Source organism: Pseudoalteromonas sp. KG3 (genome assembly GCF_030436385.1).
GTDB lineage: Bacteria > Pseudomonadota > Gammaproteobacteria > Enterobacterales > Alteromonadaceae > Pseudoalteromonas > Pseudoalteromonas prydzensis.
The window spans coordinates 167219-185375 of the sequence record NZ_CP098524.1; the positions used below are offsets into that span (position 1 = coordinate 167219).

Below are 18157 nucleotides of genomic sequence, written 5' to 3' on the forward strand. Positions count from 1 at the left end.
TATGTCGGTAAGTTGATTGCGATAGCAATATTATGGCCATGTTTTTTTAAGATGCGCACAAAAAGCATGTGTAATTCTTTGCGTTTAGTAGTTTAAAAGATAAACCTATTGATGGTAAGTTTGATTCATATGGATTAAGTAAAGTCGCCACGATACCTTGGTTTTAACCCTTTATTTTTGATCTTTAAAAATATAATATAAAAACAACAAGTTATAATATGTCGTTTTTTATAAGGTAAAATAGCAATATTTCACCTAATGCCTTGTTGTAACTTACTTTTATGCTGGTATTCTATGTTCACTGCCGCACAGGCAGCTTAGGTGTTTACCATTGGCGCTGTAAACGTAACTTGATTGTTCACTGCCGCACAGGCAGCTTAGGTGTCATGTTTTTCTATCATGTATAGATAGACTCTGTTCACTGCCGCACAGGCAGCTTAGGTGTTCCATCATATGGTATTCGAGGGTGCTGTCATGTTCACTGCCGCACAGGCAGCTTAGGTGGTTTAGAGCTATTCAACATATTACAACCGATCGTTCACTGCCGCACAGGCAGCTTAGGTGATCAGCGATTCTTCTTGAGAAACTGATGGTTTGTTCACTGCCGCACAGGCAGCTTAGGTGGAAGATAGCGTTACTTCTAAAGCTAAAGAAATGTTCACTGCCGCACAGGCAGCTTAGGTGTGGTGATTGGGTGCAGTTTGCAAATCATACTAGTTCACTGCCGCACAGGCAGCTTAGGTGAAACGCTCTTACTTTTTCTGGGTTAATACCTAGTTCACTGCCGCACAGGCAGCTTAGGTGACGAGGGACCGAAACGGAGTTTCGCAGCCTGAGGAAGTGAGGTCATGGATGACCGATGTGACCAAGCTCCATGGATGGATTCTTGACACAGAAGATTATTTTTAAATTAAGTCACTTTCGCGCTAAAGCACGACCTACAACACAGGCAGTTTAGGTGACGAGGGAGTGACAAAAATATCGGGAATATTTTTGAGCTGCGAAGCAGATCTTTATGGCGAAGGGCAGGATGCCTAAAGTAAACGACATATCTAGTAAAGAGTGCAGCCTGAAGAAGTGAGGTCATGGCAGATTTTTGTTCCCGACAAAATCTAAGTACCTAAATCCATTTAGGCAATGACCGATGTAACCAAGCTCCATGGATGGATTGTTAACACCGTGGTTTATTTGGAGTTCAGAACGTTGGTACCCACATACTAACGACGGAGAGAAACTTAAAAAGCTATGTTGATAGTATTGAAAATTAGCGCACATCTTTTAGGAGACCGTACGCGAAGTTGAACTAAATATTCATCGACTAAATGAATCGCATTAAAAATGCCAATCACCTAAAAGAACTCAAAAAATTGAAATGGATATTCATTTCTATATCCCTCATTTTTGTATCAACCTCGCTCCCAATATTTCACTTTAATATTGCTTATTTAAAAACCTTCTTTTATTAGGCTTTATCCTGAATAATTTAAGGCCTACGAGCCAAGCCTATTAGTAAATATTCCAGTTACCGGAAAATCTTTGCCGTCCAACACCTCTGTATTAAGCCTTTCACTTTACGATGAATTACCTTCAACAACTTAATTTAAATAAACTTTTTAAAGGCGTTTTCAATAGACTATAAGTGTATAATTATGGCGCAGGTTTTGCAGTTAATATCACTCATACGATCACACTAAGGAAAAGAACCGATGCGAGTTGATGCAAACGTACATTATTTTCATGAGAACCAGCGTACCAAGCCTTCAACAGAGGCCTCAACGTCATTTTCGGCTGCATTAACAGCAGCACAAACAGACAATAATAAGACTGACAGCAGCACAAAACAGGCGAATTTCACCAGTATGACCCGCCAAGAAATGCGGGACTGGGCCAACACTCAAATCCGCAATGGAGAAATGTCTCTCGATGACGGCAGGCCTTTCATGGCTATGACTATGAAAATACCCGTAAATGGAGGAGAGCTGGCAGGTACACACAGTGATGAAACACGATATAACTTCATTCAAAAAACGCGTGATGGCATCCAAGGCGCACTGTCACGCAATGACGAGGCTACTTTGAAGATGTTAGAATCCGCTATGTCTATCATGCAAGACAAAAGTACTGGTGTTAATATTCATATTTAGAAATATAAAAAGGCCAGACAGTCTGGCCTACATCATTAATAAATCAAAGAATACTGATCTGGACTGACATAGTATTCCATGGCGAATTAGTCGAAGTATTTTGGTATTTGAATAATCCGTTTTGATGACCATCGATAATGTATTCATTGAGGAAACCCACGACAGTTTGCCCAGCGGTACAAGGCCATGTGTAATTACTACTAGTCACACAAACAGGCAGGATTACATTTTTCGCGCTAAAGCACGACCTACAATTTAAAAGCTTCGCTTTCGCGTGAGCAAGCTCTACGCCTACATTCATAAACACCAAGCTACCAAGATGCACCTGTTACTATCGTAGGAACTGGCGCTAGGATAAGCCGCAGCTCGTTACCTTTTGTCTTCTCATTTACTCTCATTTACTTTTTGTGCTGCTCTGTTAGGTGCTAAAAACACGGAAGCAGGCTATCTTGAATGAAGTGTAGGTAAATAATGGAGGGTGTTATGCTTTATGACTCGCAAGAAAAATATGGCGCGGTCTCACGGTTTTTTCATTGGGTAATGACAGTGCTTATTTTTTGGCAAATGTTAAAGCTATTTGATCGTATTAATGAGGGCGAGCATTGGGTAGGTCAAGTGCTTGTGCCCTGGCATATATCGATTGGTGTATTACTGCTGGTACTTATTATTGGGCGCCTTGGCTGGTTTATTTCACAGCGTGCAAATCGACCGCCTGCGGACGAACAGTTGGCTGTTTTTGTAAAAGTAGGGCATGGGCTATTATATTTAGGAATGCTGTTAATGCCTGTGACTGGTCTTGCCTACATGGTGGGTAAAGGCTATGGCTTAACCGTGTTTGGTGTGCAACTAGTTGCAAAAAGTGATGGTATTGCATGGCTTGCCAGTATAGGGGGGTTACATCCTTATATTGCATGGACTTTGCTTGTACTTATTGCAGGTCATATAGTGATGGCATTTGTACACCAGTTTATAAAAAAAGATGGTTTATTACAGCGTATGTTAGGCTGAATGAGCTCGTTGCTTGTTCGCAGCAAACTCTCATAGTCTGCTCTTTGTGCAAAAAATAGTTAAGCTCTATAAAAATAACTAGGAAAACTGCATATTAGGCTGCCTAATATGCAGTTTTTAGCGAGTTTGGGTGATTTCTGATTGCTATTTATATTACATTTTGAGATATTATTTATAATATAATATTAACAGGGTAGGAAAAGATGACTCTGCCCAGTTCTCAATCTGCAAATGCAATCCGCATGCTTGCTGTCGATGCCGTTCAAAAAGCTAACTCTGGCCACCCCGGTGCGCCAATGGGAATGGCCGATATTGCCGCGGTACTTTGGCAAAACTTTCATCGCCACAACCCATCTAACCCTAATTGGGTTAACCGCGACCGTTTTGTATTGTCAAATGGCCATGGTTCAATGTTGCAATATGCGTTATTACACCTAAGTGGTTATGACGTTAGCATTGAAGACATCAAGCAGTTTCGCCAATTACATTCAAAAACGCCTGGTCACCCAGAGTACGGTTATACACCTGGGGTTGAAACAACAACAGGGCCACTCGGGGCCGGTATTGCTAATGCGGTAGGTATGGCAATTGCTGAAAAAACCTTAGCAGCGCAATTTAATAAGCCTCATTTTGATATCGTTGATCACTTTACTTATTGCTTTTTAGGCGATGGTTGTTTGATGGAAGGTATTTCTCACGAAGCATGTTCATTAGCCGGTACTTTAAAGTTAGGCAAACTGATTGCTTTTTGGGATGACAATGGCATCTCAATTGATGGTGAAGTAGAAGGCTGGTTTACTGACGATACGCCAAAGCGTTTTGAATCATACGGTTGGCAAGTTATTCGTGGTGTTGATGGCCACGACATGGCCGCGATTGCCAGTGCAATTGAAGCAGCGCAAGCGAACCCTGAGCAACCGACGCTTATTTGTTGTAAAACAGTGATTGGTTTCGGCTCACCTAATAAATCAGGTAGTCACGATTGTCATGGTTCACCACTAGGTAATGATGAAATTGCTGCGGTTCGTGAGCAACTAAATTGGCCACATCCAGCATTTGAAATTCCACAAGATGTATATAATGAGTGGAACACGCAAGCTAAAGGTCAAGACTTAGAAAGTGCTTGGCAACAAACGTTTGCAGCATACAGCAAAGCGCACCCAGAGCTAAGTAAAGAGTTTAATCGTCGTGTAACAGCTAAATCATTACCGAGCAACTTTGCAGAAATTGCTGATCAATACATTGCAAAATGCCAAGACGATATGCAAAACATTGCAACACGTAAGTCATCACAAAATGCCATTACCTTCTTCGCTGAGCACTTGCCGGAGCTAATGGGTGGTTCAGCCGATTTAGCAGGGTCAAATTTAACCTTATGGCCTGACGCCAAAGGCTTGCAAGATGACGCTGCCGGTAACTATGTATTTTATGGCGTACGCGAGTTTGGCATGAGCGCGATTATGAATGGTATTGCGCTACATGGTGGATTTATTCCGTTTGGTGCAACCTTCCTAATGTTTATGGAATACGCTCGTAACGCAGTGCGTATGGCGGCATTGATGAAAGCACACAGCATTTTTGTGTACACCCATGATTCAATTGGTCAAGGTGAAGATGGCCCAACTCATCAGCCGATTGAACAAATTGCCAACCTGCGTATGACGCCTAACATGACTACTTGGCGCCCATGTGATGAGGTTGAAACTGCCGTTGCATGGCGTCAAGCTCTGATCAATGAAGCAGGGCCTAGTGCGTTGATCTTTAGTCGCCAAGGCACTAAAGCAATGCCACGTGCAAAAGAGCAATTAGCCAATGTTGCAAAAGGTGGCTATACCTTAGTTGAATCGGAGCAAACGCCAGAACTTATTCTAATGGCGACTGGCTCTGAAGTTGAATTAGCGGTGAATGCAGCAGCTGAACTAACAGCTCAAGGCAAGCAAGTTCGCGTTGTTTCTATGCCATCAACCAATCAGTTTGACTTGCAAGATAAAGCTTACCGCCAAAGTGTATTACCTGCGGGCGTTGCTAAAATTGCCGTAGAAGCTGCGCACAGTGATTTTTGGTATAAATACGTTGGCCAAGATGGCGATGTATTAGGCATGACTACTTTTGGTGAGTCAGCTCCGGGTGCTGTATTGCTTGAGCATTTTGGTTTTACCGTTGAGAACTTAGTTGCTAAGGCAAATGCGTTACTAAACGCTTAAGTAACTTAAGGTTAAGATATTTACCTGAACAAAAAGCCCGCTGATTTAATTAAATCAGCGGGCTTTTTTATGTCTTTAATTTGAGCTCTTGATAATGATTGATCATCAAGAGCCCAATTTAGTTAATGATTTAGACAAGCTCAGCTAAAATGGCTTCAAGCTTTTCTTGGTCAATTGCAAACTGACGAATGCCTTGGCTTAGTTTATCTGTTGCCATTGCATCTTGGTTCATTTCCCAGCGGAAAGCTTGCTCACTCATAGGCGCAGGCGCCGCAACTGTTTCAGTTGTATGAGTAAGTTGACGTTCTAAAGGCGCATCGGTTGCTGCCAGCTCAGACAATAGACCTGGGCTGATAGTTAGTCTATCGCAGCCTGCTAGTAGTTGAATTTCGTTGATGTTTCTGAAACTTGCGCCCATAACGATGGTTTTATAATCATGCTTTTTGAAAAAGTCATAAATGTGCGTAACTGATTGCACGCCCGGATCGTTAGCACCACTAAAATCAGTATCAGCATTATTGGCTTTATACCAATCAAGAATTCGACCAACAAATGGTGAAATTAGGTAAGCACCGGCTTCAGCACAAGCACGTGCTTGAGCAAACGCGAATACCAGCGTTAAGTTACAACGAATACCTTGTTGCTCAAGTACTTTTGCCGCTTGAATACCTTCCCATGTTGACGCTACTTTGATCAACACCCGTGAAGTGTCAATGTCTTGCTCTTTATATAGCGCAACCAACTCAAGCGCTTTATTAATAGTTGCTTGCGTATCAAATGATAAGCGCGCATCGACCTCAGTTGAGACTAAACCAGGCACTTGTGCCATTAAGTTTGCACCAATTAATACTGATAACTTATCTGCGGCTTTACTGATCACTTGTGCATTGTCATTGGTTTGTTGCTTAGCCCAAGCAACGGCTTCAACAGCCAGTGGACGGTATTTTTCAATTTTAATCGCATTGAGCAATAACGATGGATTTGTAGTGGCATCTTGCGGCTTATATTGATCGATTGCTTCAAAATCACCGGTATCAGCAACCACAGTGGTCATGGTTTTTAATTGTTCTAATTGGCTAGACATAGACATCCTATTTTCATCATACAAAATAAATTAACGGCTTTTAGCATTGCTTGTGACATGGTTTAAGCCCTTTATAAGTGCAAAACATTAGTTTAAAGGGCACAGGTGTCACGAATATTTCAGAATTAATCTGTTAATAATATTTTTATAATACCTTTACAATCTGTCATTATTGATATTATCATACAAATAACAGTAATGACTAACATTGTTAGTATCCAATTAGTGAAAGGTATTTATGTCTCGTTATACATTGGGCTTAGATTATGGCTCTGATTCAGTAAGAGCACTGCTTGTTGATGTTACCACAGGTAAAGAGCTGGCTAGCCATTTAGTAAATTATCCGCGTTGGGCACAAGGCTTATATTGTGATCCGAGTAAAGACCAGTTTCGCCAGCACCCACAAGATTATATCGACAGCTTAATTGAGGTTGTAAATGGTCTATGGCAACAAGTGCCAGCAGGTACTGCAGATAACGTTGTTGGTATGAGCTTTGACACCACAGGTTCAACGCCAGTGGCGATTAATAGCCAAGGCACACCTTTAGCGCTGACGGAAGAATTTGCTGAAAATCCAAATGCTATGTTCATTCTTTGGAAAGACCATACGTCGATTAAAGAAGCGAATGAGATCACCAAAGCCGCGACCAATAACGAGGTTAATTATCTTTCACATATGGGCGGTATCTATTCATCAGAATGGTACTGGGCTAAAGCACTGCATATCTTCAGAGATGACGCCGCTGTAAAAGCCGCTACTTACTCGTGGGTAGAGCATTGTGACTGGATGACGGCTTTAATGTGTGGCACCACACACCCTGAAGTATTAACGCTGGGTCGTTGTGCTACAGGCCACAAACAAATGTGGAATGAGCAATGGGGTGGTTTCCCACCAAATAGTTTCTTCAGCAAAATTGACCCATTATTAGATGGTGTGGTTGATACGCTTAATGCAACAACTCAACCGAGTGACCAAGTAGCGGGTAAATTAACAGCGCAATGGGCTGAGAAACTGGGTTTACCACAGAGCGTCGTTGTAGGTTACGGTGCTTTTGACTGTCACATGGGCGCAGTTGCCGCTAATGTGCGCCCAGGCGTACTGACTAAAGTAATGGGTACTTCTACCTGTGATATTACCGTTACTTCAAAACAACAACTTGGCGATACCTGCGTAAAAGGTATCTGTGGTCAGGTTGATGGCTCGGTTATTCCAGGCATGATTGGCCTTGAAGCGGGTCAATCTGCATTTGGTGATTTATATGCATGGTTTAAAAACCTGATGCTATGGCCGACTCGCCAATTAACAAATTTAAACGACGTTGAACAAAGCTTGATCAACAAAATTGAAGACTCAATTTTAGTTGATTTATCAAAAGCTGCCAGTGCGTTACCGGTTAAAAATACCGATGTAACGGCACTTGACTGGGTCAACGGTCGTCGCACTCCTGATGCTGATCAAAGCGTAGCAATGGCCATGACGGGCATGAAAATGGGCACTGATGCGCCGCAGTTCTTTAAAGCATTAGTTGAGGCGACGGCCTTTGGCGCACGCGCCATTACTGAGCGTTTTCAAAGTGAAGGCGTACCGATTGAGTCAGTGGTTGTGATTGGCGGTATTTCGAAAAAATCTGATTACGTAATGCAAACTTGTGCTGATGTATGGAACTGCCCAATTGACGTACTTGAAAGCGAGCAAAGCTGTGCGCTTGGTGCTGCAATTATGGCTGCTGTGGCAGCGGGCGAATATGCAACAGTGGCGGATGCTCAGCAAGTTATGGCTTCTGCTGTATGTCATCAGTATTTACCTAACCCAGAGCGGGTTGCGGTTTATAACGAACTCTATGCTAACTATCAAGCGTTAGCACAGTATGTTGATGGAGCAAAAGCATGAACTACACAGAATTAAAGCGCGAAGTATTCGAAGCAAATATGGAATTACAACGTCGTGGTTTGGTGATTTATACCTTTGGTAATGTATCGCAAATCGACCGCGACAAAGGCGTGATTGCGATTAAACCAAGTGGTGTATCGTATGACCAAATGAAAGCAGAAGACATGGTGATTGTTGATTTAGAAAACAACATCGTTGAGGGCAGCATGCGGCCGTCTTCTGATACCAAAACCCATATTCATTTGTATCGTCATTTTAATGACATTGGTGGCGTAACGCATACTCATTCAACGTATGCCACTGCATGGGCACAAGCAAAGCAGAGCATTCCTTGTTTTGGTACTACACACGCTGATTATGTGCACGGTGACATTACCTGCACCCGCGAGCTTACTGATGCGCAAGTAAATGGTGATTATGAGCTTGAGACCGGTATTCAAATTACCGATGCTTATAAAGACCGTGATCCGAAAGCGGCACCTATGGTGATTGTGGCAGGACATGCACCGTTTACTTGGGGTAAAGATGCTGCGCAGTCTGTGTATCACGCTGCACTACTAGAAGAAATTGCTCGCATGGCTTACTTAACTCGCACCTTAGATCAAAATGCCGGTGCACTTAAGAAGTCTGTGATGGATAAACATTATTTAAGAAAACACGGTAAAGATGCCTACTACGGCCAAAGTAACCGTGGCTAACAAGTACAAGAGGAATTTATATATGCCGTCGTCAATGAAAGAAGTTTGGTTTGTAACTGGGTCACAACATTTATATGGCCCAAAAGTGTTAAATACCGTTGCAGATAATAGCGCTGCAATTGTGGCTGGTTTAAATAGCGAAGCTAATTTACCAGTTAACTTAGTGTGTAAGCCAACGGTGAAAACGCCTGAAGAAATTCATGCCGTGTGCCAAGCAGCCAACACCGATCCTAACTGTGTGGGTTTAGTATTATGGATGCATACGTTCTCACCAGCGAAAATGTGGATTGCTGGATTAAACGAGTTACGTAAACCATGGTTACACCTTCATACGCAATTCAATGCCGCGCTACCGTGGGCTGATATTGATATGAACTACATGAATACCCACCAAAGTGCCCACGGTGACCGTGAATTTGGTTTTATCGGCACAGTGATGCGTAAAGAGCGTAAAGTGGTTGCAGGTCATTGGCAACGCGCTGACGTACAAAAGCAAATTGATGATTGGTGTCGCGCAGCTAAAGGTTGGGCTGAAAGCCAAACACTTAAAGTGGCTCGTTTTGGCGATAACATGCGTCAAGTTGCGGTTACTGAAGGTAACAAAGTATCAGCACAAATCACCTTTGGTTATGAAGTACATGCCTTTGGCGTAGCGGAGCTAGTTAAAGTTGTTGATACCGTCACTGATGCCGAAGTAGATGCACAGCTTGAAGTATACAAAACTGACTATGTGATTAGCGATGAAACGCTGCAAGATGATTACAAAGTATCGATGCTACGCAACGAAGCACGTTTAGAGCTTGGTATGGAGCGCTTTTTAGAAAAAGGTGGCTTTAAAGCATTCACTAACTGTTTTGAAGATTTATCAGGTTTATCAGGTTTACCGGGCCTTGCAACGCAGCGCTTAATGGCGAAAGGTTACGGCTATGGTGGCGAGGGCGACTGGAAAACAGCTGCTATGGTTCGCATCATGAAAGTAATGGGTGAAGGCCGTGAAGGCGGTTGTTCATTCATGGAAGACTACACCTATAACATGGGTGATACTGACCAAGTATTGGGTGCTCACATGTTAGAAGTGTGTCCATCAATTGCAGCGCAAAAACCGCGTCTAGAAGTTCACACTCATACAATTGGTGTGAAATGTGATGTAGGTCGTTTATTGTTTACTGCTAAAGCTGGTGCGGCAATTAACGTTTCACCAATTGATATGGGTAACCGTTTCCGCATCTTAATTAACGAAGTAGACACGGTAACACCACCGGCTGAATTACCACACTTACCAGTGGCGTCAGCATTGTGGGAACCAAAGCCAAACCTTTCAGTAGCGTCTGCTGCGTGGATCCATGCTGGTGGTGCACACCACACTGCATACAGCCAAGCGGTCACTACAGATATGATTGTTGATTTTGCTGAAATGGCTGGCGTTGAAACCATGATCATCGATGCTGATACCAGCATCCGTGGTTTCAAAACAGAACTACGCCATAATGCAGCGTATTACATGCTAAAGCGCGGCTTATAATTTTATAGCGCAAGTAGACAATAATATGTTGTTTTCATAAGCCAGCCTAGCGCTGGCTTATGCTATTGTGGGCTTTTAATTTTAGGAGTAACAATGCTAAGTCTAACAAAATACCAAGGCATTATTTTTGATATGGATGGTACGCTAATCGATTCGATGGGCGCACATTTGCAAGCGTGGGAGCTGACCTGCCAAGCTTTTGGCTATCCGTTTGACTACGACTACATGTATGGTTTAGGTGGCGTGCCAACGCTTGCAACCGTTGATATTCTCAATGAAAAATTTGGCCTTAGCCATAATGCGGATGAAATTGCGCAGCAAAAACACCAATTTTGGTTAGGTTTAAACCAGCAACCAGAAATCATTACTGAGACAGTCGATATATTAAATTATTACCATGGCAAAATGCCAATTGGTGTAGGTACTGGTGCAGACCGCGAGCATGCCATTGATCATTTAACTCATACCGGGTTAATCGATAAAATTGATGCGTTAGTCACGGCCAGTGATGTTCGTCACGGTAAACCACACCCAGAAACCTTTTTAACGGTTGCCAAACAAATTGGTATACAGCCAAATCATTGTGTGGTGTTTGAAGACACGCAAATAGGTTATCAGGCAGCGGCGGCGGCAGGTATGGACTGTATTTTAGTTAAAAACGGCAAAATACAATTAAAAACTTAGGCGAATAAATTTGCAATTGACTACTGTATTGTATTATAAAAGTATAAATACAATTATAAAAAGGTTATTGGTATGTCATTGCAATGTGTAACTCAGCGCCTAACAGCGGTTCATCAGTCGTCAGCATCTATTAAAAAATTCTCTCGCGGTATCTTTGCAGTGGCAGTGTCCTTTTCAATTGCCTTAACCCCCGCGTGTGCTCACCAAGGAGACAATATGAGCAATTCACCTTCTGCATTACTGCACGCTTATGGCAAGCTTGCAGATCAAACTCCGATCAACCAAGTAACGCTAACCAATAGTAATGGTGTGAGCGTTGATGTGATCAATTATGGTGGCATCATAACGCGCATCGAAACGCCAGACAGCAATGGCAATATGGGTAACATTGTTTTAGGCTTGGATAACTTAGAAGATTATACCAATGCAACCACTTACTTTGGCGCGATCATTGGCCGCTTTGGTAACCGTATTGCCAATGGTAAATTTAGCTTAAATGGCACCGACTATCAGTTAGCCACAAATGACGGTGATAACCACTTGCACGGTGGTGTACAGGGCTTTGATAAAAAAGTCTGGACCATGGTGCCATTTAGTACAGAAAACAGTGCGGGTGTCACACTCAGTTTAGTGAGCCCTGATGGCGACCAAGGTTACCCTGGCGAGCTTACAACACAAGTTACCTACACACTGACCAACAAAAATACCCTAGATATGCAATTTGTGGCAAAAACTAATAAGCCAACCATCATTAATATGACCCAGCATAGTTATTTTAACTTAGCCGGTAAGGGCGATATTCTTGATCACCAAATGCAAATTAACTCAAATGCAATTACCCCAGTTGATGGCGGTTTGATCCCAACGGGTGAGTTGATGCAAGTGGCGGGTACGCCGTTTGATTTTAGAAATCCAAAAGCGATTGGCAAAGATATTAATATCGATGATGAGCAGCTCAAGCTTGGCAAAGGTTATGACCATAACTTTGTGCTTAAAAACAAGCCTAATCATGATTTGATTGAAGCTGCTAATGTGTATGAACCAAGCTCAGGGCGTACCTTGACTGTGTATACAGAAGAGCCAGCGGTACAGTTTTACTCGGGCAACTTTTTAGATGGCAGCAGTAAACAAGCCTCTGGTTTAGTACATAAATTAAGAAGTGGTTTTTGTTTAGAGCCACAGCACTTCCCAGACGCGCCTAATCAGCCAACATTCCCAAGCACGACACTGCTCCCTGGTGAGGTTTACTCAACTCGTATCGTGTATGAGTTTGGTACTAAGTAATGCACGTTGTTAATCAAATAGGGCTGCTGTTTGCAGCCTTAGTGATAACAACTGCGGCGCAAGCGACTCAAAACAGCTTTCTATAAAATTAAACCCCAATAGTGGGTTTGTTATAATAACTAAGGGTGATACCAACAATGAATGTACAACATCAGTTGCGCACTAAGCTAAAGCGTACCGCTAAAGCAACAGGCCTGTTAGGCTTATTCGCTTTGTCTTTAAGCTCGCTTAGTGGTTGTGAATCTACAACTAGCGCAGACACACAAAAAACAGCAGATAAGGCGCCAATTACGAGCGCCAAAGCACCCACGCAAGACGATGGCGTGTTCACTAATCCACTGTTTCCAAATGGTGCCGATCCATGGCTTGAGTACTGGGATGGTAACTATTACCTGACTACAACAACATGGACATCTGAATTGGTGATGCGTAAGTCACCGACGTTAGCCGGACTTGCCGATGCAACTCCAGTAAATGTATGGTCAGCAACCGATCCTGCTCGCTGTTGTAACTTTTGGGCGTTCGAATTTCATCGTGTTAAAGGCCCTGATGGCTACCGTTGGTACATGATGTACACAGCCGGCACTGATGGCACATTAGATAACCAACACCTTAATGTATTAGAAAGTGCTGGTGACGACCCAATGGGCCCGTATGAGTACAAGGGCGCGCTCATGCCTGACGTATGGAATATTGATGGTAACTATTTAAGCTACAAAGATAAACTCTATGTTATTTATTCACAGTGGCAGGGCGATCAACAGCTTAATATTATTGCTGAAATGGAAAACCCATGGACACTGAAAAAAGGCACGCCACATACTGTGATCACACGTCCTGAACTTGATTGGGAGATCAGCGGACGTAAGGTAACTGAAGGTGCTGAAATTCTGCAGCATAACGGTCGCACGTTTATGACTTACTCAGCAAGCTTTTGTAACACGCCAGATTATAAGTTAGGGATGTTAGAACTTGTTGGTGATGATCCGCTTGATGCAAACAGCTGGAAAAAGTTTGATCAACCAGTATTTGAACGTACCACTGAAGTATTTGGCCCTGGTCACAATGGTTTCTTCACTTCTCCAGATGGCAGTGAAGATTGGCTGGTATATCACGGTAATGACTCAGTAGAACATGGTTGTAGTGCCACACGTTCTTTACGTGCGCAAAAATTTACTTGGCATGATGATGGCACGCCAAACTTTGCAAAACCTGTAACACCGGGTGTTGAAGTAGCTCCGCCATCAGGCGAATACGGACCACTGGTTACTCGTGTTCAAGGTCAGCGTTATAACCTCGTAAATGCAACTAGCGGTTTGTGTTTAGACATTGCAGCCGATCCTCAAGATGCGCGTGCTGTGCAACGTCAATGTGCTGCAACCAATGGTCAGTGGGTGATTGATGCCACTACAGATGGCTTTGTCCGTTTAGCAAATCGCGAAGACAGCAAGTTTTTAGAGTTGGCTAATTGTAGCGATGCTGATAATGCGAAAACGCAATCTGCTGCTTGGCGTAACAACTTCTGCCAACAATGGAAAGTTGCCCCAAGTACTGATGGAAATGTCACCATTACGAACCGCTACACTGAAAAACCATTAGCCGTAGCAGGGTGTTCAGCTGCACAAAATCAAGCAGTGTTACAGCAAGGCAAAGACACGGCATGTGGTGACTGGCAATTACAGCCAGTTGGCAGCGTGGCAGTAATGAGTCAACAAAGCGGTAAAGCGTTGAGCGTTGCAGGTACTGTTAAAGCAGGCACTAATGTTGAGCAACAAGCGTTTACTCATAGCGATGCCCAGCAGTGGTTTTTTGCACCAACAGATACTGGTTACGTTGCTCTAAAACAAGACCTTGAAAGTGATTATTGCGCCGCGGTGGCAAACAATGCTTTAGTACCCGGTGCCAATGTTGAAATGGCGTCGTGCGAAACTAAAACAGCACAATGGCGTATTGCTCCTGTTGCAGGTGGTGGCGTGATGTTGATCAACCGCTATACAAAGCAAGCACTAGGATTAAGTGACTGTGGCCTTGCAGATAAAACTAATTTTGCGCAACAACCTGATTTAGGTAACAAGTGCCAAATTTTCCACCTCCGTGAGCCTAACTAACCTGAGCTTAGGTTAACTGGCCAAGAAACATGTTCGACTTTCACCAAGCCACTACTTAACTTAGGTAGTGGCTTTTTTGTTTATGCTATAAACTTTGACAACCAGACAGACAAGGAATAAGCAGGCAAAAAAGCCCCTTAAATTGTATCTGCATTGTATTTACTGACAGCGTTTGCTGTTTGTTCGCGTGGTCCAGAGGCTAGATTTTTCAGGTTTACTTATTTCACACCAATTATTGCATTAGCATCAGCACAAATCTCTTTGCGATATTATAATCACTGGTTAATATTAACTCGTATAAAGGTTTAGTGTTAAAACGGTTATGCTTGTTTACTATGTCGCTTAATGCGATTTATTGCTGGTGCTAACTAACCAGTATTATTTATTTTTTACTTAAGGAATCATCATGATCCTCGCCAGCTTGGCTATTTTAGGTGGTTTTATATTGTTAGTCTGGAGCGCCGATAGATTTGTTGATGGCGCGGCGGCTACGGCTAAGTATGCTGGTATGCCTTCGCTGCTTATTGGTATGGTAATTGTCGGGTTTGGTACATCAGCACCTGAAATGGTGGTGTCGGCAATGGCGGCAGTTGATGGTAATCCTGATTTAGCACTAGGCAATGCGCTGGGTTCAAATATCGTTAATACAGGGCTGATCCTTGGTGTTACAGCACTAATTGCGCCTATTGTTGTGCACTCTAAAATTGTTCGTAAAGAGCTCCCTCTGTTGTTGATTATCGGGCTTTTTTTTGGGGCTTTACTGTGGAATGGCGCTTTGGAACGCTTTGATGCAGTGCTCTTACTGATAGGCTTTTTTGTTTTAATCGCATGGAGTATTTATTCGGCAATGAGCAATAAAGGTGACTCATTAGAAACTGATACTGAGCAAGCATTACATAGTCACGAAATGACATTAGGAAAAGCCATTTTCTGGCTTATATTTGGGCTTATTATATTGGTTATTAGTTCGCGAATACTGGTGTGGGGCTCTGTAAGTATAGCCCAAAGTTTGGGCGTGAGTGACTTAGTTATTGGGTTGACTATTGTTGCATTGGGCACTTCATTACCGGAATTGGCGGCATCAATAATAGCGGTGCGAAAAGGAGAGCATGACATTGCAATTGGTAATGTAGTTGGCTCAAATATGTTTAATATTCTAGCTGTTGTGGGCATTGCAGGCCTGATCACACCGATAACCTCAGTCGCCCCCGAAGTGTTGTCACGTGATTGGCTGGTAATGATGGCAATGATGGTTGCGTTATTGATGATGGCATATGGTTTTCGTCGCCAGGGACGGATCAACCGAGTTGAAGGCGCAGCGCTATTACTCGCTTATATTGGTTACACTATTTGGTTAGTGATGTCAGTAATAAGCTAATACGAGTGGTTAGTATATGGCCGGTCTGTATTGGGCCATATATTAATGATTTAGAGGGCTAAGCTGCAGGGATGGTAAATTCGGCTGTAAATATTTCATCTTGCTGCTGAAGTTTTATCGAGCCATGATAACTTTGCGCGATTGTATCTACGATGGATAAACCTAGACCTGCGCCTTGCGCATTTCCTTTTCGCCAAAAACGAGTTGTCATTAATGGCACATCCGCAGCTGGGAGTGTGGCTTCATTCCTGACTCTAAGACTAATATGCTCGTCTGTGACTTCACTGATAATAATAATCGGTGTATTTTTTTTGCTGTATTTGAGCGCGTTATCAAGCAGATTCTTACCAACAATAGCCAGTAGCATAGGTGGCAGCGCCGATGTATATTCGTCACCTTGTATCATATAAGCTACGCGCTCTTCGTTAGGTGCGAGCTCTTGAATGATGCTTTTAAGTAATGCCTCAATAGAGTAACTTTCTTTACTGCGCATTAATGGCGCAGCATCAATATTGGCTAATAAAAGTAAGTTATCCAATATAGCCGTTAATTTTTTGCAGCTTAATTCTACTTGTTCTAACGCGTGTAGCTGTTTATCGCCGGTGCTCAAGTGCGCAATTTGGGTTTGCGATAAAATGCCTGCCAATGGTGTACGCAGCTCATGTGCAGCATTACTGGTAAATTGCTTTTCACGTTTTATGGTTTGCTCTAAACGCGCCATGAGGGCATTTTGGCTATCAAGCAGAGGCTGCAATTCTTTGGAAGGCTGTGTGAGCTCTATGGGGGCTAGATCATTACTTCCGCGCTTTTTTAGGGCTGTGGTAAGTTGCATTATGGGTTGGATACCTTTACCAATGGCAAACCAAAGTAGCGCCAACGTAATGAAAATTGCCAGAGTAGGTGGAATAAGTATGCTTTTTAATAAATCATAATAAAGTGACTGCCGCTCTGATACCTTGTCTGCTATGGTGATCTTGCGTTGCTTGGTAATTAAAGTAAATGTCCGCCAACGAGCGTTGTTGCTAGTGAGATAATCGAAACCAGCACTAAAAGCGTTGTTATTTGGGAAAGGCCCACTGTTACTGGTTGTAAGAATAGCACCATGCAAAGAGCTAATTTGGCATGTTAGCCCTTTTTCAGTGCCAATTTCATTTTCTGTAATTATGTTTGGTACACCAGCTTTAAGTGAATCATGGGGGACATGCCTTAAAATGTTACTCAGCATCATTGCGGTGGATTCAAGACGTTTATCAAAGCTGTTTTCTAGCTTATTATTTAAACCCGCTACCATCCAGATACTGACAATAAGCCAAAAGGCAATAAATACGATGGCAACTAAAATTGTTAGACGTATGCGTAAGCTCATTATTTAAACTGCTCTGCGGGACCTAAACGAAAACCAAAATTGCGGATTGTTTCAATTGCTTTTGAACCGAATTTTTTACGCAAGTTGAATATATGCACATTCAATGCATTACTAGATACGTCGTCGTAGGTGCCATACAGTACATTTTTTAATTGGTTTTCCGATAAAATTCGTTGCGGATTATTGAGCAGGGTTTTTAACAGTAAATCCTCACTGCGCGAGAGACTTATATGTTCACCGTTAAGCTGAGCCTTATGTTGCTCAAGGTCATAATTTAACTGTCCATGGGAGAGTATATTTGTTAATCGATCATTGGCTCGTCTTTGTAAACTGTATAAACGGGCAAGCAATTCTCTTAGATCAAACGGCTTAACTAAATAGTCATCTGCGCCACTTTTTAGGCCCGCGACTTTGTCGTCAATGGTGTTACTGGCCGTAAGTACTAATACAGGTAAAGCGTTTTGTTGTTTACGTAACCAGGTTAACCAACTGAGTCCATTGCCATCTGGTAAATTTAAATCAAGTATTGCTATATCAAACTGACTTGCAGCAATAATGTTTTTAGCGCCGCTGATAGACCTTACATGTTCTAATGCAATGCCTTCATTTGCTAAAAACGTGCTAATTGCATCGGCAATAATGTCATCATCTTCAACCAGTAATACGAACATTTTTACCTACTTTTATGCGTGAAATTATTTTGCTCGCATTGTCACTAATGATGAATGAAAAGCGGCATGGTTAATCGCGTAAGTGAGTAGAGTAACTCGCTATGAATAGCTAAAA

At 42.6% G+C, this 18157-nt stretch carries 15 protein-coding genes and 1 CRISPR repeat array; of the genes, 11 read left to right on the top strand and 4 right to left on the bottom strand.

Going from position 1 to position 18157, the window contains the following annotated elements; genetic code table 11:
• Window positions 1–107: 107 nt before the first annotated feature.
• A complete protein-coding gene (locus tag NDQ71_RS19245) occupies window positions 108–167 on the top strand; it encodes a hypothetical protein (protein ID WP_301563114.1) in 60 nt (19 codons plus the stop codon).
• Between the two features lie 129 nt (window positions 168–296).
• Window positions 297–804: a CRISPR direct-repeat array (repeat unit 28 nt; unit sequence GTTCACTGCCGCACAGGCAGCTTAGGTG).
• A 902-nt stretch (window positions 805–1706) separates the two neighbouring features.
• Window positions 1707–2144 (top strand): hypothetical protein, encoded by a 438-nt coding sequence (locus tag NDQ71_RS19250; protein ID WP_192543180.1) that lies wholly within the window; start codon window positions 1707–1709, stop codon window positions 2142–2144.
• Window positions 2145–2187: 43 nt separating this feature from the next.
• On the opposite strand, the gene NDQ71_RS19255 is transcribed toward NDQ71_RS19250, so the two are convergent.
• Window positions 2188–2445, bottom strand: a complete 258-nt coding sequence (locus NDQ71_RS19255; RefSeq protein WP_301562953.1) for a DUF4879 domain-containing protein — start codon at window positions 2443–2445, stop codon at window positions 2188–2190.
• A 182-nt stretch (window positions 2446–2627) separates the two neighbouring features.
• Between NDQ71_RS19255 and NDQ71_RS19260 the strand changes: the two genes are divergently transcribed.
• Window positions 2628–3152, top strand: coding sequence for a cytochrome b/b6 domain-containing protein (locus NDQ71_RS19260; protein WP_192543179.1), 525 nt, complete (start codon window positions 2628–2630; stop codon window positions 3150–3152).
• Window positions 3153–3355: 203 nt separating this feature from the next.
• Entirely contained in the window at window positions 3356–5356 is a 2001-nt protein-coding gene (tkt, locus tag NDQ71_RS19265; RefSeq protein ID WP_301562954.1) for a transketolase, read from the top strand.
• Window positions 5357–5486: 130 nt separating this feature from the next.
• Here tkt and tal read toward each other — a convergent pair whose 3' ends face one another.
• A complete protein-coding gene (gene tal, locus NDQ71_RS19270; protein ID WP_192541334.1) occupies window positions 5487–6440 on the bottom strand; it encodes a transaldolase in 954 nt (317 codons plus the stop codon).
• A 238-nt stretch (window positions 6441–6678) separates the two neighbouring features.
• Here tal and NDQ71_RS19275 point away from each other — a divergent pair, with 238 nt between their 5' ends.
• From NDQ71_RS19275 to NDQ71_RS19305, 7 genes are all read left to right on the top strand, one after another.
• Complete coding sequence (locus NDQ71_RS19275) at window positions 6679–8331, top strand: ribulokinase (protein WP_192541335.1); 1653 nt, start codon at window positions 6679–6681, stop codon at window positions 8329–8331.
• Window positions 8328–9029, top strand: coding sequence for an L-ribulose-5-phosphate 4-epimerase (locus NDQ71_RS19280; protein ID WP_301562955.1), 702 nt, complete (start codon window positions 8328–8330; stop codon window positions 9027–9029). Before NDQ71_RS19275 ends, NDQ71_RS19280 begins: the two co-directional genes overlap by 4 nt.
• Before the next feature lie 22 nt (window positions 9030–9051).
• Window positions 9052–10551 (top strand): L-arabinose isomerase, encoded by a 1500-nt coding sequence (gene araA / locus NDQ71_RS19285; RefSeq protein ID WP_149980044.1) that lies wholly within the window; start codon window positions 9052–9054, stop codon window positions 10549–10551.
• A gap of 93 nt (window positions 10552–10644) precedes the next feature.
• Window positions 10645–11235 carry an HAD family phosphatase gene (locus tag NDQ71_RS19290; protein WP_064665183.1) on the top strand — a complete coding sequence of 197 codons (591 nt, stop codon included), beginning with the start codon at window positions 10645–10647 and terminating at the stop codon, window positions 11233–11235.
• Window positions 11236–11451: 216 nt separating this feature from the next.
• Window positions 11452–12519 carry an aldose epimerase family protein gene (locus tag NDQ71_RS19295; protein ID WP_225736544.1) on the top strand — a complete coding sequence of 356 codons (1068 nt, stop codon included), beginning with the start codon at window positions 11452–11454 and terminating at the stop codon, window positions 12517–12519.
• A 137-nt stretch (window positions 12520–12656) separates the two neighbouring features.
• Window positions 12657–14627, top strand: a complete 1971-nt coding sequence (locus NDQ71_RS19300) for a family 43 glycosylhydrolase (protein WP_192541337.1) — start codon at window positions 12657–12659, stop codon at window positions 14625–14627.
• Between the two features lie 406 nt (window positions 14628–15033).
• Entirely contained in the window at window positions 15034–16005 is a 972-nt protein-coding gene (locus NDQ71_RS19305) for a calcium/sodium antiporter (protein ID WP_192541338.1), read from the top strand.
• A 58-nt stretch (window positions 16006–16063) separates the two neighbouring features.
• On the opposite strand, the gene NDQ71_RS19310 is transcribed toward NDQ71_RS19305, so the two are convergent.
• Both NDQ71_RS19310 and NDQ71_RS19315 read right to left on the bottom strand, forming a co-directional pair.
• Entirely contained in the window at window positions 16064–17371 is a 1308-nt protein-coding gene (locus NDQ71_RS19310; protein ID WP_192541339.1) for an ATP-binding protein, read from the bottom strand.
• Window positions 17371–18042, bottom strand: coding sequence for a response regulator transcription factor (locus NDQ71_RS19315; protein WP_192541340.1), 672 nt, complete (start codon window positions 18040–18042; stop codon window positions 17371–17373). Before NDQ71_RS19315 ends, NDQ71_RS19310 begins: the two co-directional genes overlap by 1 nt.
• Window positions 18043–18157: the final 115 nt, after the last annotated feature.